This window comes from Pseudoxanthomonas sp. (assembly GCF_036845285.1).
Classification (GTDB): Bacteria; Pseudomonadota; Gammaproteobacteria; order Xanthomonadales; family Xanthomonadaceae; genus Pseudoxanthomonas_A.
Genome location: NZ_DAIUEE010000001.1, coordinates 118,422 through 134,586 on the forward strand (window position 1 = coordinate 118,422; position 16,165 = coordinate 134,586).

The following is a 16,165-nucleotide window of genomic DNA, read 5'->3' on the forward strand; positions in this document are numbered from 1 at the left end:
CCATGACATCGCTCGCCGGCAAGACCCTCTTCATCACCGGTGCCTCGCGCGGCATCGGCCTGGCCATCGCGCTGCGTGCGGCGCGCGACGGCGCCAACGTGGCGATCGCCGCCAAATCCTCGGTGCCGAATCCGAAACTGCCGGGCACCATCCATACCGCTGCGCAGGCGGTCAATGAGGCAGGTGGCCGCGGACTGGCGCTGAAGTGCGACATCCGCGAAGAGGACGAGGTGAAGGCCGCGATGGCGGCGACCGCCGACGCCTTCGGCGGCATCGACATCCTGGTCAACAACGCCAGCGCCATCTGGCTGGCCAGTGCGCTGGACACGCCGATGAAGCGTTTCGACCTGATGCAGCAGGTCAACGCGCGCGGCAGTTTCCTGTGCGCACAGGCCTGCCTGCCGTACCTGAAGCAGGCCGCGAACCCGCACATCCTGACGCTGGCGCCGCCGCCCTCGCTCGATCCGAAGTGGTGGGCGCCGCACACCGGCTATACGCTGGCGAAGATGGGCATGAGCTTCGTGACGCTGGGCCTGGCCGGCGAGTTCGGCCCACAGGGCATCGCCGTCAATGCGCTGTGGCCGCGCACCATCATCGCCACCGACGCGTTGAACATGATTCCCGGCGTGGAGATCCCGCGCTGTCGCACGCCGGAAATCGTCGCCGATGCCGCGCATGCGGTGCTGGTGCGCGATGCCCGCGGCTTCCACGGCCGGTTCCTGATCGACGAGGAGGTGCTGCGCGAGGCCGGTGTCACCGACTTTGCGCCGTATGCCGTCGACGCCTCGCAGACGTTGCTGCCGGATCTCTTCCTCGACCCATGAGCGACGATTGTCCCTTCTGCGCGATTGTCCGAGGCCAGGCATCCGCGAGTTGTGTGGCGGAAGGCACCCACGTGGTCGCCTTCATGGACCTGCGACAGGCGGTGCCCGGCCACGTCCTGGTCGTGCCGCGTGCCCATGTCGAGATGCTCTATGACCTACCGCCCGATACCGCTGCGGAGATGATGCAACTTGCGGTGCGCATCGCGCGGGCGCTGCGCGCAGTGGATGATCCGCCCGGATTGAACCTCTGGCAGTCCAATGGCGACGCTGGCGGGCAGGAGGTGCCGCACGTTCACCTGCATGTGCAGCCACGGCAACACGGGGATGGCCTGCTTGGGCTGTATCCGCACGGTCCGCCTGCACCGTCGCCGCGCGACCTGCTGGACAGGATGGCGGACAATGTGTGCCGTCAACTGGCCGAAGCCACTTCTTCCCTCACGACGAGCCTGCCATGAAATACCTGCACGCCATGATCCGCGTCCACGACCTGGAGGCCACGGGCCGTTTCCTCACCGAAGGCCTGGGCCTGACGGAAACACGGCGCATGGAAAGTCCGCAGGGCCGCTTCACGCTGGTGTATTTCGGTGCGCCGGCCAACCCCGAGGCCGAAGTCGAACTGACGTACAACTGGCCGTCGGAAGACGGCAGGGCCGCCGAGAACTACGGCAGTGCGCGCAACTTCGGGCACCTCGCCTTCGAAGTCGACGACATCTACGCGCTCTGCGCGCACCTGCAGTCGCAGGGCATCGCCATCAACCGTCCGCCACGCGATGGGCGCATGGCGTTCGTGCGCACGCCGGACCTGATTTCGATCGAACTGCTGCAGAAAGGCGCGGCGCTGCCGCCGCAGGAACCTTGGCTTTCGATGCCGAATACGGGAAGCTGGTAGGGCACAGGCACAAGGAGTCCGACAGATGAATCTCGCCTTGATCGTGATCGACGTGCAGCGCGGGCTGTTCGAGCCGCCGCCGGCCGATGCGGACGCGGTGATCGCGCGCATCAACGCCCTGTCGGCGAAGGCGCGCGACGCCGGCATGCCGGTGGTGCTGGTGCAGCACGAGCGCGCGGACGACCTGCAACCGCAGTCGGATGGCTGGGCGCTGCACCCGGCGCTGCAGGTCGCCGAGGGCGACCACCGCATCCGCAAGACCACGCCGGATTCCTTCCTGCGCACCGGACTGGATGAAGTGCTGTCGTTCTGCGGCGTGGAAGGCGTGGTGCTGTGCGGCTACGCCACCGAATTCTGCGTGGACACCACCACGCGCAGTGCCGCGGCGCACGGCTACCACGTGGTGCTTGCCGCCGACGCGCACACCACGCACGACAAGGCGCATGCCGACGCGCAGCAGATCCGCGCCCACCACAACGCCACCCTGCCGGCGATCCGCAGCTTCGGCGTGGGCATCCGCGCATTGCCTGCGGCCGAGATCGCGTTCACCGGCTGACGCATCGGCCGCGCCGCCTGCTGGCGCGGGCGGCGCGATCAGCGACAATGGCGGCCCTTCCCGTCGCCGAGCCGCCGCCATGAGCGCCACGACCACCGACCTGCTGGCCAACGGACAGCGCTATTACCTGCCGGTCTACCGTCCGCGCGAGGTGATCCTGGAGCGCGGCCAGGGCGCGCGCGTCTGGGACAGCGAAGGCCGCGAATACCTGGACCTGTCGGCCGGCATCGCCGTCTGCGGCCTGGGCCACAACGATCCGGACCTGGTCGCCGCGCTCACCGAGCAGGCGGGCAAGCTGTGGCACACCAGCAACGTCTTCTACAGCGAGCCGCCCTTGCGCCTGGCCGAGGAACTGGTCAACGCGTCGCGCTTCGCCGAGCGCGTGTTCCTGTGCAATTCCGGTGCCGAAGCCAACGAGGCGGCGATCAAGCTGGTGCGCAAGTGGGCGAGTTCGCAGGGCCGCACGCCCGACCAGCGCGTGATCGTGACGTTCCGCGGGAGTTTCCACGGACGCACCCTGGCGACCGTTACCGCGACCGCGCAGCCGAAGTACCAGGAAGGCTACGAGCCGCTGCCGGCCGGCTTCCGCTATGTCGATTTCAACGACCTGACCCAGCTGGAAATCGCCATGTCCTGCGGCGATGTGGCTGCGGTGATGGTGGAGCCGGTGCAGGGCGAAGGCGGCGTGATGCCGGCGGCGCCCGGATTCCTGAGTGCGGTGCGCGCGCTGTGCGACCACCACGGCGCCTTGCTGGTGCTGGACGAGATCCAGGCCGGCATGGGCCGTACCGGCACGCTGTTCGCGCACTGGCAGGATGGTGTGGTGCCGGACATCGTGACGCTGGCGAAGGCGCTGGGCGGCGGCTTCCCGATCGGCGCGATGCTGGCCGGCCCCAAGGTGGCCGAGGCGATGCAGTTCGGCGCGCATGGCACCACCTTCGGCGGCAATCCGCTGGCGGCCGCCGTCGCGCGCGTGGCACTGCGCAAGCTGGCGTCGTCGCAGATCGCCAACAATGTGGCGCGCCAGTCGGCCGCGCTGCGCAAGGGACTGGATGCGATCAATGCAGAACTCGGCGTGTTCTCGCAGCTGCGGGGCCGTGGCCTGATGCTGGGTGCGGTGCTCACCCCGAAGTACGCCGGGCGTGCAGGCGAGGTGCTGGATCTCGCGGCGGCGCAGGGCCTGTTGATGCTGCAGGCCGGTCCCGATGTGTTGCGCTTCGTGCCGTCGCTCACCATCACCGATGCCGAAGTGGCCGACGGTCTCGCCCGCCTGCACGCGGCATTGCGCGCGTTCGTCGCCTGAGCATCCCGCGTCCGTCGCTCACGACGGGCGTGGGGTGTTCGGCAGCCGCAGGCGGGCGACCGTCTGGCCAGGCGTGCCGTCGATCCGCAGGTCGATGCCATGCCGCTCGCACAGGCGGCGCACGATCGACAGGCCCAGGCCGGTGCCCTGGCTGGCCTCGCCCTTGGCGAACGCAGCGTAGTCCTCGTCGCGGACGCCGCTGCCCGGATTGGAAATACGCAGCGTGTCGCCGTCCATGCCGATGACAACGCGGCCTTCGCGGGTATGCGCGAACGCGTTGCCGACCAGGTTGGACAGCAGGACATTCAGTACCGCGGGCGGCAACGTGGTGAAAACACCGGGCGCGAGGTCGACCTGCACCTCGACCGACTTGCGGTCCAGCAGCGGCGACTGCTCGACGACGACCCGCTCCAGCATCGGCAGCACGGGCGTGGCCAGTTCCGATTCCAGCGATCCCTGTTCGCGCGCCAGCGACAGCAGCAGGACGACCGTCTGTTCCAGTTGGCGCGCCGACTGCGCGATGTGGTCGAGGCTGCGCCGCGCGGCGTCCGAGAGCCCGGTTTCAGCGCCCAGGCGTTCGGTGGCGGTGCGGATCACCGTCAGCGGCGTGCGCAGTTCGTGGCTGGCATCACGGGTGAATTCGCGCTCGCGCTCGACGAAGGCGCGGACACGGGCGATCAGGTCGTCCAGCCGGCGTGCGAGCAGTCCCACTTCGTCGTCGGGGAAGCTGGCGGCGAACTGCGGTGGCAACTGCTCCGGCGTTGCGCCGCCGACCGCATCCGCGAGCCGCGACAGTGGCGCAGTGGTGCGATGCGCCAGCCAGCCGCCGAGCGCCAGGGCGAGCGCGACCATGACGACGCCCGACCCTGCGAGCAACTGGAAGAGCTGTGTGCGCATCGGCCGCACGACGAGCAGGGTGCTGACTTCCGCCACCAGCCATGCGGCCGGTCTGCCTGCTTCGCCCGGCTGCAGCGCCCGCAGGTGGTAGTGGCGCCCGGCCGCTCCGGAGAATTCCCGTCGTGCGGGTTCTTCGGCAAGCACGTCGGCGATGCCGTCCGGGAGCGCCCGTGTCTGGTCGACGATGGACATGAAGCCGTCGCGCGGCGTGGTCCACGTGCCATGGTCGTGATGGTGGCGCTGCTGCACGGCGACTTCCCGGTCCAGCATCGTTTCGAACAACTGGTCCTCGACCGTGTAGACGAACAGCACGACGTACAGGGCGAACAGGGCGGCGACCAGCAGGGTGAAGGCGGAGAACGCCAGCATCAGGCGATTGCGCAGGCGTCGGTGTGGCACGGCGGTGCGGCTCATGCATCGGCCTCCAGCCGGAAGCCCACGCCGTGCACGGTCTTCAGCATCGGCGTGGCGGATGGTTTGTCCAGCACCTGCCGTAACAGGTACAGGTGGGTGCGCAGCGGATCGGAGTCGGGGGGCGCATCGCCCCATAGCAGCTGGATCAGTTCGCTGCGCGTCAGCGTACGGGGCCAGGCCTCGGCCAGCGCCAGCAGGATCTGGTAACTGGTGGCATGCAGATCCAGGTCGCGGCCGTCCCGCTGCGCGCGGCCATGGCGCCGGTCAATATGCAGCGTGCCGATCCGCAGCACGTGCGCCTGTCCGGCACGGTGTCGTTGCGACAGCGCCAGGCAACGCGCCAGCAGTTCGGCGCCGGCGAAAGGCTTGACCAGGTAGTCGTCCGCACCGGCACGGAAACCCTGCAGCTTGTCTTCCAGCGCATCGCGCGCGGTCAGCATCAGCACCGGGATGTGCCGGTCGGCTTCTGCGCGCAACCGCTCGCACAGGCGCAGTCCATCCAGGCCCGGCAAGCCCAGGTCGAGCACCAGCACGTCCGGCGGCGAGGACAACGCCATCTGCAGTCCGCTCAATCCATCGCCGGCGAAGTCGACCTCGATACCGTCGGCCGACAGCAACCCCTCCAGCTGCGTGCGCAACAGCGGGCTGTCTTCGACCACCAGGACGCGCAGCGGGGAAGCCCTCATCGTTCAGCCATCGATGCGTTGCAGGAGGGCCTTAGCTTCCGCCATGTCGGGCGTGGCGGCCAGCACGCGGTGCACCAGCGCCTTCGCCTCCGCGCGCTGGCCCAGGCGCAGGTGCGCCTCGGCGGCGCCGAGCTTCAGCTGCGGCTGCGCCATGTAGGGCATGGCCAGCTGCATCAGCTGCAGCGCGTGGCGCACGCCGCCCTCCTCGGTGGCTGCCTGTGCCTGGTAGTAGCCGAGCAGGCCAAGCAGGTCGACGTGGTAGCGGGATGCATCGGCCGCCAGCGCACCCGCTGCTCCCGTGAGATCGCCATCCCGCGCCTGCGCGGCCAGCGCCATCGTCAGCTCGTCACGCCACGGCGTGCGCGCGACGGGCGTCCGGCCGGTGGCACGCACGATGGCCTCGGCGACGCCGGCGGTGGAGTAGGGATTCTGCCCGGTGACGAGGCGACCATCGACGACAACCTTCGCCATCATCAGCGGCGCTTCCTGCCACTGCGCGCCTTGCGCGACCAGACGGTCTTCCAGTAGCCATGGGAATTCCTTCGCCCAGCGCTTGCCGAACAGCGCTTCTTCTTCATTGGTGAAGCCGGTGATCGTCTTGCCATGCACCAGCGGCGTACCGTCGCGCAGGCGTACATCGACCAGCGCGGCCGGACCGTGGCAGACCGCACCGACGACCGCGCCACGTTCGTAGGCATCGGCCAGCAATGACGTCAATGCGGTGTCGCGCGGCAGGTCGAACATCGCCCCCTTGCCGCCGACCACGTAGACGGCGGCGTAGTCCGCTGCCTTCACGTCGCGCGTCGTGCGCGTATCCGCCAGCGCGCGCATGGCGTCCGCATCGGCGAGCAGGGCCGCGTTGAACGGTTCCTGCGGGTTGTACTTGTCGGCCTCGACGGCGCCGCCCTGCGGGCTGGCGACATCGATGGCGAAGCCGTTGGCCTTGAAGATCAGCCACGCCTGCGAGAGTTCGTCGAACTCATAGCCGGGACGGGTCTTGCCCTGGTCGCGGCCCTCGCCGCTGACGACGATCAGGATCTTGCCGGCATCGCCGGCATGCAACGGTCCGGCGAACGCGGCGAGCAGCAGGCAGGCCATTGCACGGGAAAGGAAGGACATGGCGAGGGATCTCCGGTGGGTGGCCACCAGTGTCCCGCCAGGGCGTCAATCAAGTTTCAAATGGTGGGACTCACCAGCCGGTCTGCGGCCCGACGGCATAGCGCTTCAGCGCCTTGTTGAAGCTGCGCGCATCGATGACGGTTTCCGCATGCAGGCCGGCCTCGCGTGCGCCCTGCACGTTGGTGAACAGGTCGTCGACGAACAGCGTGGTGGCCGCATCCCAGCCGAGCAGGTCGAGTGCATGCGTGAACGTCGATGGCGCCGGCTTGCGTCGCTGCAGGCCACCACTGGTCAGCACGCGGCCTTCGATGCGTGCCGCCAGCGGCGCGACGATGCGCGGGATGGCCTGCGTCATCAGCGCGCCGTTGTTGGTCAGTACGCCTAGCGCCACGTCGGCATGCAGTGCGACGGCCCGTGCGAGTACGTCGTCGATGGCCGTGCTGCCGGCCATCCGCGACGCGATCCAGGCGGCTTCGTCGATTGTCGCGCCGATCCCTTCGCCGAGCCGGCGCAGATAGGTCGCGGTGTCGATGGCGCCGGTGTCGTACTCGGTTTCCAGCCCGGAGACGAACAGCGTCGTACGCACCTGCTCGTGTTCGCATTGCGCATGCGTCGCGAGATGCGCGATGCGCACCTCGTGCCGGTAGTGCGCCAGGACGCCGTCGAAATCGAACAGCACCTGGTGGATGCGGGGTTTCATCCCGCGGCGACCACCTTGAACGCCTCGCGTGCGGCGGCCAGCGTGGCCTCGATCACATCCGGCGTATGCGCGCTGGACATGAAGCCGGCTTCGAACGCCGACGGCGCCAGGTACACGCCGCGCTCCAGCATGGCGTGGAAGAAGCGGTTGAACGCCGCCGTATCGCAAGCGATCGCCTGTGCATAGGTATCGACCTGCTGGTCGGTGAAGAACAGGCCGAACATCGCGCCGACGCGCGTGGTGGTCAGCGGCACGCCGGCCTCGCGCGCGGCCGCTTCCATGCCGTCGCACAGCGTGGCCGTGGCGGCGACAAGGCCATCGTGGAAGCCGGGTGCCTGGATCAGGTCCAGCATCGCCAGGCCCGCGGCCATCGCCACCGGATTGCCGCTCAGCGTGCCGGCCTGGTAGATCGGGCCGGCCGGTGCGATCTGCTGCATCAGGTCGCGGCGGCCACCGTAGGCGCCCACCGGCATGCCGCCGCCGATGATCTTGCCGAACGTGGTGAGGTCCGGCGTGATGCCGTAGTACGCCTGCGCGCCGCCCAGGGCGACGCGGAAGCCGGTCATCACTTCGTCGAAGATCAGCAGCGCGCCGTGCTGCGTGCACAGTGCGCGCAGGTGCTGCAGGTAGCCTTCGCGCGGCGGCAGGCAGTTGGCGTTGCCGACCACGGGTTCGATGATCAGGCAGGCGATCTCGCCGCCGTACTGCTCGAACAGTTCCGTTGCACCATCGAAATCGTTGTAGCTCAGCGTCAGCGTCAGTTCGCTGAGGCCTGCCGGCACGCCCGGCGAGGTCGGCACGCCCAGCGTCAGCATGCCGCTGCCGGCCTTCACCAGGAACGAATCGCCATGACCGTGGTAGCAGCCCTCGAACTTGACGATGCGGTTGCGGCCGGTCGCACCGCGCGCCAGGCGGATCGCCGACAGCGTGGCTTCCGTGCCGGAGTTGACCATGCGCACCATGTCGCACGACGGCACCAGTCGCGTGATCGTTTCCGCCATCGTCACTTCGGCCGGGCAGGGCGCGCCATACGACAGGCCATCCTGGATGGCCGCCTGTACCGCCTCGCGCACCGCCGGGTGGTTGTGGCCGACGATCATCGGACCCCACGAGCCGACGTAGTCGATGTAGCGGTTCCCATCCACGTCATGCAGGTACGCGCCGTCGGCGCGCTGCACGAAGAACGGTTCGCCACCCACCGACTTGAACGCGCGCACCGGCGAATTGACGCCGCCGGGCAGCAGCTGCTGGGCGCGGGCGAAGAGGGCGTGGGACTGGTCGTGGTTCATGGGAATTCCAAAAAAGGGGGAGATTTGCACTGTGGGAGCGACGTAAGTCGCGATGAACCACCATCGGCCCGTCATCGCGACTTACGTCGCTCCCACAACGCTTCAGGCGCCCGCGAAGGCTTGCCGGTATGCCTTCGCAGCAGCCACCGGGTCAGGTACCTCGAATACGCCGCCGATCACGGCGACCAGGTCGGCGCCGGCGGCCACGAGCGGACCCATATTGTCGGGCGTTATGCCGCCTATCGCCACCCGCGGGACCCCCAATGCCGCTGCTGCGGCCAGCAGCGCCGGCGTCGCGCGTCGCGTGGTGACCTTGCTGGTGGTCGGGAAGAAGGCGCCGAAGGCCACGTAGCTGGCGCCCGCCGCCACCGCGCGTTCGGCCAGCGCGACGTCGTCGTAGCAGGAGGCACCGACAATGGCCTGAGGTCCCAGCAAGGCGCGCGCGACGGCGATGTCGCCATCGTCTTCCCCCAAGTGCACGCCCGCTGCCCCCACGGCGTCCGCCAGCGCGACATCGTCGTTGACGATCAGCGGTACGCCGGCGTCCGCGCAAAGCGCCTTCAGGGCCAGCGCCTGGACATGGCGAAGATCGGCATCCGCGCCCTTCTGCCGGTACTGCAGCCACGTCGCCTGCGGCAGCACGGCGGCCACGCGCGCCAACAGGCGCGCGGTATCCGGCTCTTCCGGGGTGATCAGGTACAGCCCGCGTGCGTGGCGGACGGACGGCGGCAGCGTGGTCATCGGCGAACTTCCGGTGCGTGGGCGGCGATGGGACAATGGCCGCTCCTTCCAGCCGGCATTATCCGATGACCGACGCCACCACCACCATCTACCGCACCTGGATGTGCGTGGTCTGCGGCTTCATCTACGACGAAGCCGAGGGGCTGCCGGAAGAAGGCATCGCCCCGGGCACGCGCTGGGAGGACGTCCCGGACGACTGGACCTGCCCCGATTGCGGCGTGGGCAAGGACGATTTCGAGATGGTGGAGCTGTACTGAGCGGCATCCGGTGGTCCCTGTAGGAGCGACGTGAGTCGCGACCGGGGCAGTCGGAAGTCCACTCCTCAACGCAGGTGCAGGATCGGCGTGTTTCTTCGGACGTCGGCGATGGAATGCGTCTGCGGCCGGATGGAAGGTTGCGACGCCTTGCGGTCGCGACTTACGTCGCTCCTACAACAGCGCCAGTGACTGCCCTGGATCAATGCATCCGCGACGTGCGCACCGCGCTGAGCTCCACCAGCTGCTCGCGCATCGCGGGCGCATCGTTCGCTTCCGGCGACAGGTGCAGGTAGCGCGCCAGGTCGCGTTGCGCGCCGGCCTTGTAGTCCATCTTCAGGTAGGCCAGTCCGCGGTCGCGCAGCGCGTCGGGCTGGTCGGGCGTGAGCTTCAGCACGCGATCGGCGCTGCGCGCTGCGCGGTCCCATTCCTCGCGCTCGGCGTACACGCCATGCAGGTTGCGCAGCGTGCGCACCAGGATGGCGCGCGGCGAGGCAGGGTTGAGGATGTGCAGCAGCGCGTTGTCGTCGGGCACGTCGCCGCCGAGGTGCGGCTTGGCACGTTCGCGCAGTTCGTCCACGCCCAGCGGCCGGCCGCCATTGAACGGATCCATCACCAGCAGGCCGTCGTCGACCGGCAGCCGCACCAGGAAGTGGCCGGGGAAGGACACCCCGTCCAGTGGCACGCCAAGCCGGCGCGCCACTTCGATCTGCACCATGGCCAGCGACACCGGGTTGCCGAGCCGGCGCTCGAAGACCTGGTTGAGGTAGCTGTTGCGCGGGTCGTAGTACTCGTCGTGGTTGCCGGTGTAGCCCAGTTCGTCGAACAGGTGGCGGTTGATCGCGGCCATCTTCAGCGGCCACGGCTCGATGGTGGCGATCTCGTGGCGCAGGTGTTCGGCGTGGCTCTGTGCCAGCGTGTCGTACAGGTCGGCATCGAGGTCGGGATACTCGTCGCGCGCGATCAGCAGCGCGGTTTCCAGCAGCGGCACGGAATCGTCGGCCTGGCCGGCCAACGCATTCCATTCCGGCAATGTCAGTCGATCCCCCATGGCCACAGACTGCGGCCATTCGCCGGCACAATCAAGCCTCAGCGGACAGGCGGAATGCCCTTGCCGAAGCCCATCTCCGCGCCGTCCTGCAGCTTCAGCCGCTCGGCCTCGCCGGCATTCAGTTCCAGCACGTAGCGGGCCGGCTTGTCGCTCGGATAGGACGGGCAACTGTTGCCGCCGGAGCATGGCGGCACGTTGCGCTGCTGCGTCACCAGCTTGCGGGTATTGTCGAAGTACAGGATGTCCAGCGGAATGCGCGTGTTCTTCATCCAGTACGCCTGCGGCTCCTCCGCGTCGTGGATGAAGAGCATGCCCGTGCCGGCCGCCAGCTCGTCGCGGAACATCAGGCCGCGCGCGCGCTCGGCATCGTTGTCGGCGATCTCGACCTTGAACCGCTCGCCGCCCACTTCGACCCAGGGGCCGCCGTTGGCGCAGGCGCTGAGGAGGAGGGCGGCAATCGCGCCGACAGTCTGCAGAGGACGCATGCGATGTTTCCGGAAGAGGGCTGCCGCGAAGTCTACCTGCACGACGGGTCGCCGGCAGCCCTCCGGACCACTACAACGCCAGCGTCCCCTGGGCCGAGGCTGCATTCACTGCTCTGACGCGGCAGAAGTCCAGCAACTCTGACATCCGCGCGTTCTTGCCGCGCCAGTCGTCGAACAGGCTCTCGCCCACCAGCGCGTAATGCCATTCCCGGCCTCCCCGATCGTACGGCGGCAGTTCGTTGATACGCGCGCACCAGGTCGCGGCGGCCTTGCGTTTGCGTTGTACGTTGGGATGGTTCGTCTGCTGCTGGGCCTTGGTTTCCACCAGATAGACTGCGCTGCCGGTACGCACCATGAAATCCGGGAAGTAGAAGGCCGGAAGCCCGTCATCGCGCACATAGCGCAGGCGTGCGAAGTCGTGCCGGTTTTCGCTGAGCTTGCAGAAGGCCTCCACGCCGCTGTCCGCTTGACACCATTCGATGAAGGCGCGTTCCAGCCCGCCGTTGCGCGACGGCCAGCCCTGCCGCGCGTAGATGCATTTGGTCACGTCCATTGACGTGCTTTCGCGCATCGTCAACCTGTCCACTTCGGAAAGCCTGCGGTGACGCACATCCGTCGGGCCACCGGTTTGCCGTTCCTCCGCCTTTACCAGGGCCAGGCCAAAGACCTTGACGACATGGTCGATCACTGGCTGCAGCAGCAACAGGCGCCAGTTCTCGTCCTCGAACGGTTCAAAAGGCTCACGGAACAGCTGGTCGCGGACGTAATCGTCCAGCGCCTGCGCCAGCACCCGGTTGTCGACCTGCATGTAGGGTGTAGCCAAGTGCTCGGCGACGCGATTGCCGCGGGGAAGCGGGCTGCTCAGGGCCTGGCCGATCCGCCGCGTGAGCCGCGATAGGTACTCGTTGTAGCCGCTGACGTTCATCACGCTACCCTCGACGCGGTAGTCGCCGAACAGCGTGCTGCTTTGCAGGTCCTGCGACACGAAGGTGTCGCCCTTGCCGAGAAGGCCGGACAGCGCGGTCCGGGACATCTGGGTGAAAGGCGACAGGGCGGCCACGTCGATGGGCAGGTGTTCGACGGTCTCGTCTTCTTCCCGCAGGATGAACGGAATGGCGAAATCGTAGGCCTCCCAGTCATCGCAAAGCGCCACTGTCACCAGATCGCCTACCGTGGACCCGCCATCGTCATCATCCCCTGTCGTGCCGACCAGTCCATCCCGCATCAGCTCGTCATAGAAGTCCTCGAAGCGCGGGTGCTCGACGATAGACAGGATGTCGATCAGGCTGCCGGGTTCCTCGCCGCGGTTGATGCGTTCGCGGTTCTCCCGCTTGATGTCGTCGAATTCGGTATCGCGCCACATCAGGCGCAGGCCGCGTCCGATGGTCTGCTCCAGCAGGATCTGGGCACCACTCGCACGCAGCGGCACGATCACGCAGATGTTGTTGACGTCGAAGCCTTCGCGCAGCATCAGTACGCTGACGATCACGCGGGGCTGCGCATGGCGATCCACATCGAACAGGCGCTGGCGCAACGGCGCCCAGTCCTTTTCGCCCAGCTCCGCCTTCTTGCCGGAGTCCACGGTCAGCACGTCTTCTTCATGCAGGCCCTCGTCCTGGAGGAGCTGCGCAACGAGCGGACTGACGGCGGTGTCCTCGCAGACCACCAGCATCTTCGGCCTGCGCGACGGGTCGATGGTGGCGAAATCCTGTTCCAGCCGTTTCAGTTTCTGCAGGCCCGCGCGCAGCATCACGCGTTGCCCTTCAGAGAGCCGCAACGTGCCGTCGTCCTCGCGTTCGGCCTTGAAGTCCAAGGCTTCCAGCGGCATCGCCCCGATCTCGCGGCGCTTGTCCAGCACCAGTGACTTGACCAGCCCTGCCCCCATCGCCTGCTTGAGGTCGAAATCCACCACGATATGCGGGAACCAGACCTTGGTGCTGGCCGCATTGCGTCCGCGACCGGCGCGCTCGTTGTACGGCGTGGCCGAGAAGTCGATCTGCACGAAGCGCCGGCCCTTGCCTTCGGCGATGCGGCTGAGGCTCTTCTGCCACTCCACCTCGTCGGCTTCGCCGTCCCGGCGCAGCTCGTGGATGTGGTGGGCTTCATCGTTGAACACGACCAGATCGGGTAACGCCTGCAGGAACGCGATCACGCGGCCGCGCGCCCATCGGTTGTCCAGTACGTCCAGGCTGTTGCCGGTGGCCCGGCCTGGCACTACCGGGAGGACGTGCCGAACGACGTCATGGGCTTCGGGCACGATGCCAGCCGCTTCCAGTTGCTCTTCTTCAGCCTCCGCATCGGTCAGTTCGTCGCCGGTCTCTTGCAGCAGGTGCCAGTTGGTCACTGCCACCATGCCGTTGCCCGTCGCCTTCAGGCCGATGTCCTGCTTGGCGCAGACGTTGCCCTGCACGAACTGGCGCACGCGGTCGCGGTACGCAGGCGGCACGAACAGATCCGCGTAGCGCTCGGTATCGGACGTGGAGAAATCGCGTCCGCCACCGCCTTCGCGCTCTTTTCCGACGAAGGCGTCCAACAGGCGTTCGTACACGATCAGGCCCGGTGCCACGATCAGGAAGCGGCGGCTGAAGCGCGGATCGTCTATGCCTTCGTCCAGTCCAGCGGTCTTGTTGAGCATCTGCCAGACCATCAGCGCTTGCAGCACCCAGGTCTTGCCGGTGCCGGTGGCCATCTTCAAGGCGTACTTCGGGTGCGCGTGCTTGGGTTGCGAGACCTCCGCCAGCCGATCCCCTGCAAGCAGCGCTTCGGCACAGACCTGTGCGTAGAGATTCTGAAGGCCGTGGCTGTCCAGTACCTCATGCGCCACGATTGTGTTGAGGATGGCCTGTCGCTGACCGGGATGGAAATTGAACCTGCGGGTCTGACGCGCTTCACTGCCGAACCACCAGCGCAGGAGTTCGGACGTGGTGGGGGTGACCAGGTCGTACAGGTCGGCCGTGCCGTCGTCGAGGCCAGCGCAGAGTTGCTCCGTGCGCCTGGTCAGCGATTTGGCAAGGATCAGCGGGTCGTCCGGCTTCACGCTCATGGCGAGGGCTCCGCCACCACCTTCACGGTTTCGGCCTCGAAGCCGAACACATCGACCACGCGCACGCAGATGCGGCGCTCTCCCTGCTTGCGGGGGACGGAGAAGCTGGCGCGATCCACGACCCGCAGGGCATCGCCGTCGTTGGCGGTGTTGCCCCGGTAGTCCTGCCAGACGGAACGGAACACCTCGCCGTCGAAGTCGGGGTCGATGGCCCAGTACTCGATCAGTGCCAAGGGTTCGGCATTCATGACCTTGAGCAGCTTCTTGCGGTTGTCTTCGTCCAGGTTGATGGCTTCGGGCGAAAGCAGGACGTAGTTGTCCAGCACCACATCGATGCGCTCGTCGCCATCGGCGATGGCTTGGCGCGCTGCCGATTTCAGCGTCACGTACTGGAGGCTGGCGAAACGCACCTGGCCCCGCAGCTTCTCCACGCCCCCCTTCTTGCGCAGGCGGTCCAGCAGATCAGGTGGAATCACCAGGACCTGCAGTCGGTCATCGTTGAGCGCGGCGATGCTCTGGCCGATGCTGGGTTCGAAATTCCATCCCAGCACCACGACCCGGTCCCAGCCACCCAGCAGGTTGTCGCGCTGGGCGATGGCCTTCTTCAGCGTGGCATCGCCGGTCAGCTTGCTCGGGGAATCCACCAGCACCAGCGTCTTGGTGCCGTTGAAGTGCGTACTGCCGAGATTCCGCAGGGGGTTGTCCTCGGCTTGCAGGGGCAGGGCGCCGTACAACGACAGGACGATGGCCGACAGGTCGCCGACACGGTAGTTGCGTCCAAAGTGCGTCTTGGCGGTCTCGACGTGGTAGTCGCCGATGGCCTGGTACAGGAACGGCTTCGCATTCTGATCGATCAGGCGCTTGCGCATGATCATGCAGGCGGGCTTGCCGATATCGCTGGTGATCCAGCGGCGCCCGAGCTTCTCGGCGACGGTGGCGGTAGTACCGGAGCCGCCGAAGACGTCCAGCACGATTGAGCCTTCGTCAGTGGATGCAGTAATGATTCTTGCCAGAAGATTCTCGTTCTTCTGCGTGTCGTATCCGACTTTCTCGCGGGAAAAGCTCATGATCTGTATGGAATCGAGACGATCCATATCAGAGCAGTTCCAAGTGTCCTCTATCGGATATCCGGCCCCTTCAGGCTTCTTTCCGTCCCGGCGAACATAGTCATCCGCATACGGGATGTACTGCTTGTTAAAAACGAATTTCGGGCTTTTCGAGTAGTAGAAGATGTTGTCGTGGTTTCTGATCCAGTTCGATGCAGCCGATTTGTAGCCGGATATCCAGCCGATTCGCCAAACGATCTCGCGCTCGAAGAATTCCTTTCCGAATATCTCATCGAGCACGATCTTGACGTAGTGTCCGACGGTCGGATCCACATGAACATAGATTGAGCCGGTCTCTGCTAGAAGTTCTCGCATCAGAATCAATCGCGGAACAATCATCCGCAGATACGATGCCGTGCCGTCCGACCAGGTATCCGAGTACGCGAACTGTTCGATGACCGTCGGGCGCTGCTCGATTTCCACGTCTGGCAACGTCACCTTGGTGCGATAGTCGGCCTTGGAATCAAATGGAGGGTCGATGTAGATCAGATCGACCTTGCCGCGCAGGCTGGCGTTATCTTCGTCGCCCGCTAGCAGGGCTGCCATCGCGTGCAGGTTGTCGCCGTAGATCAGGCGGTTGCGCCAGCGCTCGTCGCTGGCCTCACCCATGCGCGCCGCGCGCTCTGCCTGCGCGATCCAGTCGACGGCCGACACGTCCTTCGAGGGCAGCACCCATTCCCGCGTCTGCAGCCGCACTCGATGCCGGCTTTCGAGGCTCTCAAGAATGCGTTCGGCCTGCTGCCGACCCTCCCTTACGATCGCGGGCAGTTCTTCCAGCAGCGACTTGGCCATTGTAGCGCCGATTCCA

General features: G+C 66.8%; 16 protein-coding genes. 6 read left to right on the forward strand and 10 right to left on the reverse strand.

The window, feature by feature from the left end; translation table 11 throughout:
• The first annotated feature begins 2 nt into the window (after positions 1-2).
• The 5 genes from V7060_RS00565 to V7060_RS00585 all read left to right on the forward strand — a co-directional run bounded on the left by V7060_RS00565 (position 3) and on the right by V7060_RS00585 (position 3,572).
• The gene (locus tag V7060_RS00565; RefSeq protein ID WP_334177325.1) at positions 3-824 is read left to right on the forward strand and encodes an NAD(P)-dependent oxidoreductase; all 822 of its coding nucleotides are present in this window, start codon (positions 3-5) and stop codon (positions 822-824) included.
• A complete protein-coding gene (locus V7060_RS00570) occupies positions 821-1,279 on the forward strand; it encodes an HIT family protein (RefSeq protein ID WP_334177326.1) in 459 nt (152 codons plus the stop codon). Before V7060_RS00565 ends, V7060_RS00570 begins: the two co-directional genes overlap by 4 nt.
• The gene (locus V7060_RS00575) at positions 1,276-1,713 is read left to right on the forward strand and encodes a VOC family protein (protein ID WP_334177327.1); all 438 of its coding nucleotides are present in this window, start codon (positions 1,276-1,278) and stop codon (positions 1,711-1,713) included. The genes V7060_RS00570 and V7060_RS00575 overlap by 4 nt, the downstream gene beginning before the upstream one ends.
• A 25-nt stretch (positions 1,714-1,738) precedes the next feature.
• On the forward strand, positions 1,739-2,269 hold the full coding sequence (locus V7060_RS00580) for a cysteine hydrolase family protein (protein WP_334177328.1): 531 nt from the start codon (positions 1,739-1,741) through the stop codon (positions 2,267-2,269).
• Positions 2,270-2,348: 79 nt separating this feature from the next.
• Positions 2,349-3,572, forward strand: coding sequence for an acetylornithine transaminase (locus V7060_RS00585; protein WP_334177329.1), 1,224 nt, complete (start codon positions 2,349-2,351; stop codon positions 3,570-3,572).
• 18 nt (positions 3,573-3,590) lie between these two features.
• Here the strand turns inward: V7060_RS00585 and V7060_RS00590 are convergent, their stop codons facing one another.
• The 6 genes from V7060_RS00590 to thiE all read right to left on the reverse strand — a co-directional run bounded on the left by V7060_RS00590 (position 3,591) and on the right by thiE (position 9,418).
• On the reverse strand, positions 3,591-4,883 hold the full coding sequence (locus tag V7060_RS00590) for a HAMP domain-containing sensor histidine kinase (RefSeq protein WP_334177330.1): 1,293 nt from the start codon (positions 4,881-4,883) through the stop codon (positions 3,591-3,593).
• Positions 4,880-5,569, reverse strand: coding sequence for a response regulator transcription factor (locus tag V7060_RS00595; protein ID WP_334177331.1), 690 nt, complete (start codon positions 5,567-5,569; stop codon positions 4,880-4,882). Before V7060_RS00595 ends, V7060_RS00590 begins: the two co-directional genes overlap by 4 nt.
• Before the next feature lie 3 nt (positions 5,570-5,572).
• Positions 5,573-6,688 carry a DJ-1/PfpI family protein gene (locus V7060_RS00600; RefSeq protein ID WP_334177332.1) on the reverse strand — a complete coding sequence of 372 codons (1,116 nt, stop codon included), beginning with the start codon at positions 6,686-6,688 and terminating at the stop codon, positions 5,573-5,575.
• Positions 6,689-6,758: 70 nt separating this feature from the next.
• Positions 6,759-7,388 carry an HAD-IA family hydrolase gene (locus tag V7060_RS00605; RefSeq protein WP_334177333.1) on the reverse strand — a complete coding sequence of 210 codons (630 nt, stop codon included), beginning with the start codon at positions 7,386-7,388 and terminating at the stop codon, positions 6,759-6,761.
• Positions 7,385-8,677 (reverse strand): glutamate-1-semialdehyde 2,1-aminomutase, encoded by a 1,293-nt coding sequence (gene hemL, locus V7060_RS00610; protein ID WP_334177334.1) that lies wholly within the window; start codon positions 8,675-8,677, stop codon positions 7,385-7,387. Before hemL ends, V7060_RS00605 begins: the two co-directional genes overlap by 4 nt.
• A 102-nt stretch (positions 8,678-8,779) precedes the next feature.
• Positions 8,780-9,418 carry a thiamine phosphate synthase gene (gene thiE / locus V7060_RS00615; protein ID WP_334177335.1) on the reverse strand — a complete coding sequence of 213 codons (639 nt, stop codon included), beginning with the start codon at positions 9,416-9,418 and terminating at the stop codon, positions 8,780-8,782.
• A gap of 35 nt (positions 9,419-9,453) precedes the next feature.
• Here thiE and V7060_RS00620 point away from each other — a divergent pair, with 35 nt between their 5' ends.
• A complete protein-coding gene (locus tag V7060_RS00620) occupies positions 9,454-9,675 on the forward strand; it encodes a rubredoxin (protein WP_334177336.1) in 222 nt (73 codons plus the stop codon).
• Positions 9,676-9,874: 199 nt separating this feature from the next.
• Here the strand turns inward: V7060_RS00620 and V7060_RS00625 are convergent, their stop codons facing one another.
• The 4 genes from V7060_RS00625 to V7060_RS00640 all read right to left on the reverse strand — a co-directional run bounded on the left by V7060_RS00625 (position 9,875) and on the right by V7060_RS00640 (position 16,149).
• Positions 9,875-10,723 carry a SirB1 family protein gene (locus tag V7060_RS00625; protein WP_334177337.1) on the reverse strand — a complete coding sequence of 283 codons (849 nt, stop codon included), beginning with the start codon at positions 10,721-10,723 and terminating at the stop codon, positions 9,875-9,877.
• A gap of 38 nt (positions 10,724-10,761) precedes the next feature.
• Complete coding sequence (locus V7060_RS00630; protein WP_334177338.1) at positions 10,762-11,208, reverse strand: DUF192 domain-containing protein; 447 nt, start codon at positions 11,206-11,208, stop codon at positions 10,762-10,764.
• A gap of 70 nt (positions 11,209-11,278) precedes the next feature.
• Positions 11,279-14,251 (reverse strand): DEAD/DEAH box helicase family protein, encoded by a 2,973-nt coding sequence (locus tag V7060_RS00635; RefSeq protein WP_334177339.1) that lies wholly within the window; start codon positions 14,249-14,251, stop codon positions 11,279-11,281.
• On the reverse strand, positions 14,248-16,149 hold the full coding sequence (locus tag V7060_RS00640; protein ID WP_334177340.1) for a DNA methyltransferase: 1,902 nt from the start codon (positions 16,147-16,149) through the stop codon (positions 14,248-14,250). Before V7060_RS00640 ends, V7060_RS00635 begins: the two co-directional genes overlap by 4 nt.
• Positions 16,150-16,165: the final 16 nt, after the last annotated feature.

Bases quoted from the DNA above. Each gene is read 5' to 3' on its own strand.
- V7060_RS00565 (WP_334177325.1), top strand. From the start codon at position 3: ATGACATCGCTCGCCGGCAAGACCCTCTTCATCACCGGTGCCTCGCGC.
- V7060_RS00570 (WP_334177326.1), top strand. From the start codon at position 821: ATGAGCGACGATTGTCCCTTCTGCGCGATTGTCCGAGGCCAGGCATCC.
- V7060_RS00575 (WP_334177327.1), top strand. From the start codon at position 1,276: ATGAAATACCTGCACGCCATGATCCGCGTCCACGACCTGGAGGCCACG.
- V7060_RS00580 (WP_334177328.1), top strand. From the start codon at position 1,739: ATGAATCTCGCCTTGATCGTGATCGACGTGCAGCGCGGGCTGTTCGAG.
- V7060_RS00585 (WP_334177329.1), top strand. From the start codon at position 2,349: ATGAGCGCCACGACCACCGACCTGCTGGCCAACGGACAGCGCTATTAC.
- V7060_RS00590 (WP_334177330.1), bottom strand. From the start codon at position 4,883: ATGAGCCGCACCGCCGTGCCACACCGACGCCTGCGCAATCGCCTGATG.
- V7060_RS00595 (WP_334177331.1), bottom strand. From the start codon at position 5,569: ATGAGGGCTTCCCCGCTGCGCGTCCTGGTGGTCGAAGACAGCCCGCTG.
- V7060_RS00600 (WP_334177332.1), bottom strand. From the start codon at position 6,688: ATGTCCTTCCTTTCCCGTGCAATGGCCTGCCTGCTGCTCGCCGCGTTC.
- V7060_RS00605 (WP_334177333.1), bottom strand. From the start codon at position 7,388: ATGAAACCCCGCATCCACCAGGTGCTGTTCGATTTCGACGGCGTCCTG.
- hemL (WP_334177334.1), bottom strand. From the start codon at position 8,677: ATGAACCACGACCAGTCCCACGCCCTCTTCGCCCGCGCCCAGCAGCTG.
- thiE (WP_334177335.1), bottom strand. From the start codon at position 9,418: ATGACCACGCTGCCGCCGTCCGTCCGCCACGCACGCGGGCTGTACCTG.
- V7060_RS00620 (WP_334177336.1), top strand. From the start codon at position 9,454: ATGGCCGCTCCTTCCAGCCGGCATTATCCGATGACCGACGCCACCACC.
- V7060_RS00625 (WP_334177337.1), bottom strand. From the start codon at position 10,723: ATGGGGGATCGACTGACATTGCCGGAATGGAATGCGTTGGCCGGCCAG.
- V7060_RS00630 (WP_334177338.1), bottom strand. From the start codon at position 11,208: ATGCGTCCTCTGCAGACTGTCGGCGCGATTGCCGCCCTCCTCCTCAGC.
- V7060_RS00635 (WP_334177339.1), bottom strand. From the start codon at position 14,251: ATGAGCGTGAAGCCGGACGACCCGCTGATCCTTGCCAAATCGCTGACC.
- V7060_RS00640 (WP_334177340.1), bottom strand. From the start codon at position 16,149: ATGGCCAAGTCGCTGCTGGAAGAACTGCCCGCGATCGTAAGGGAGGGT.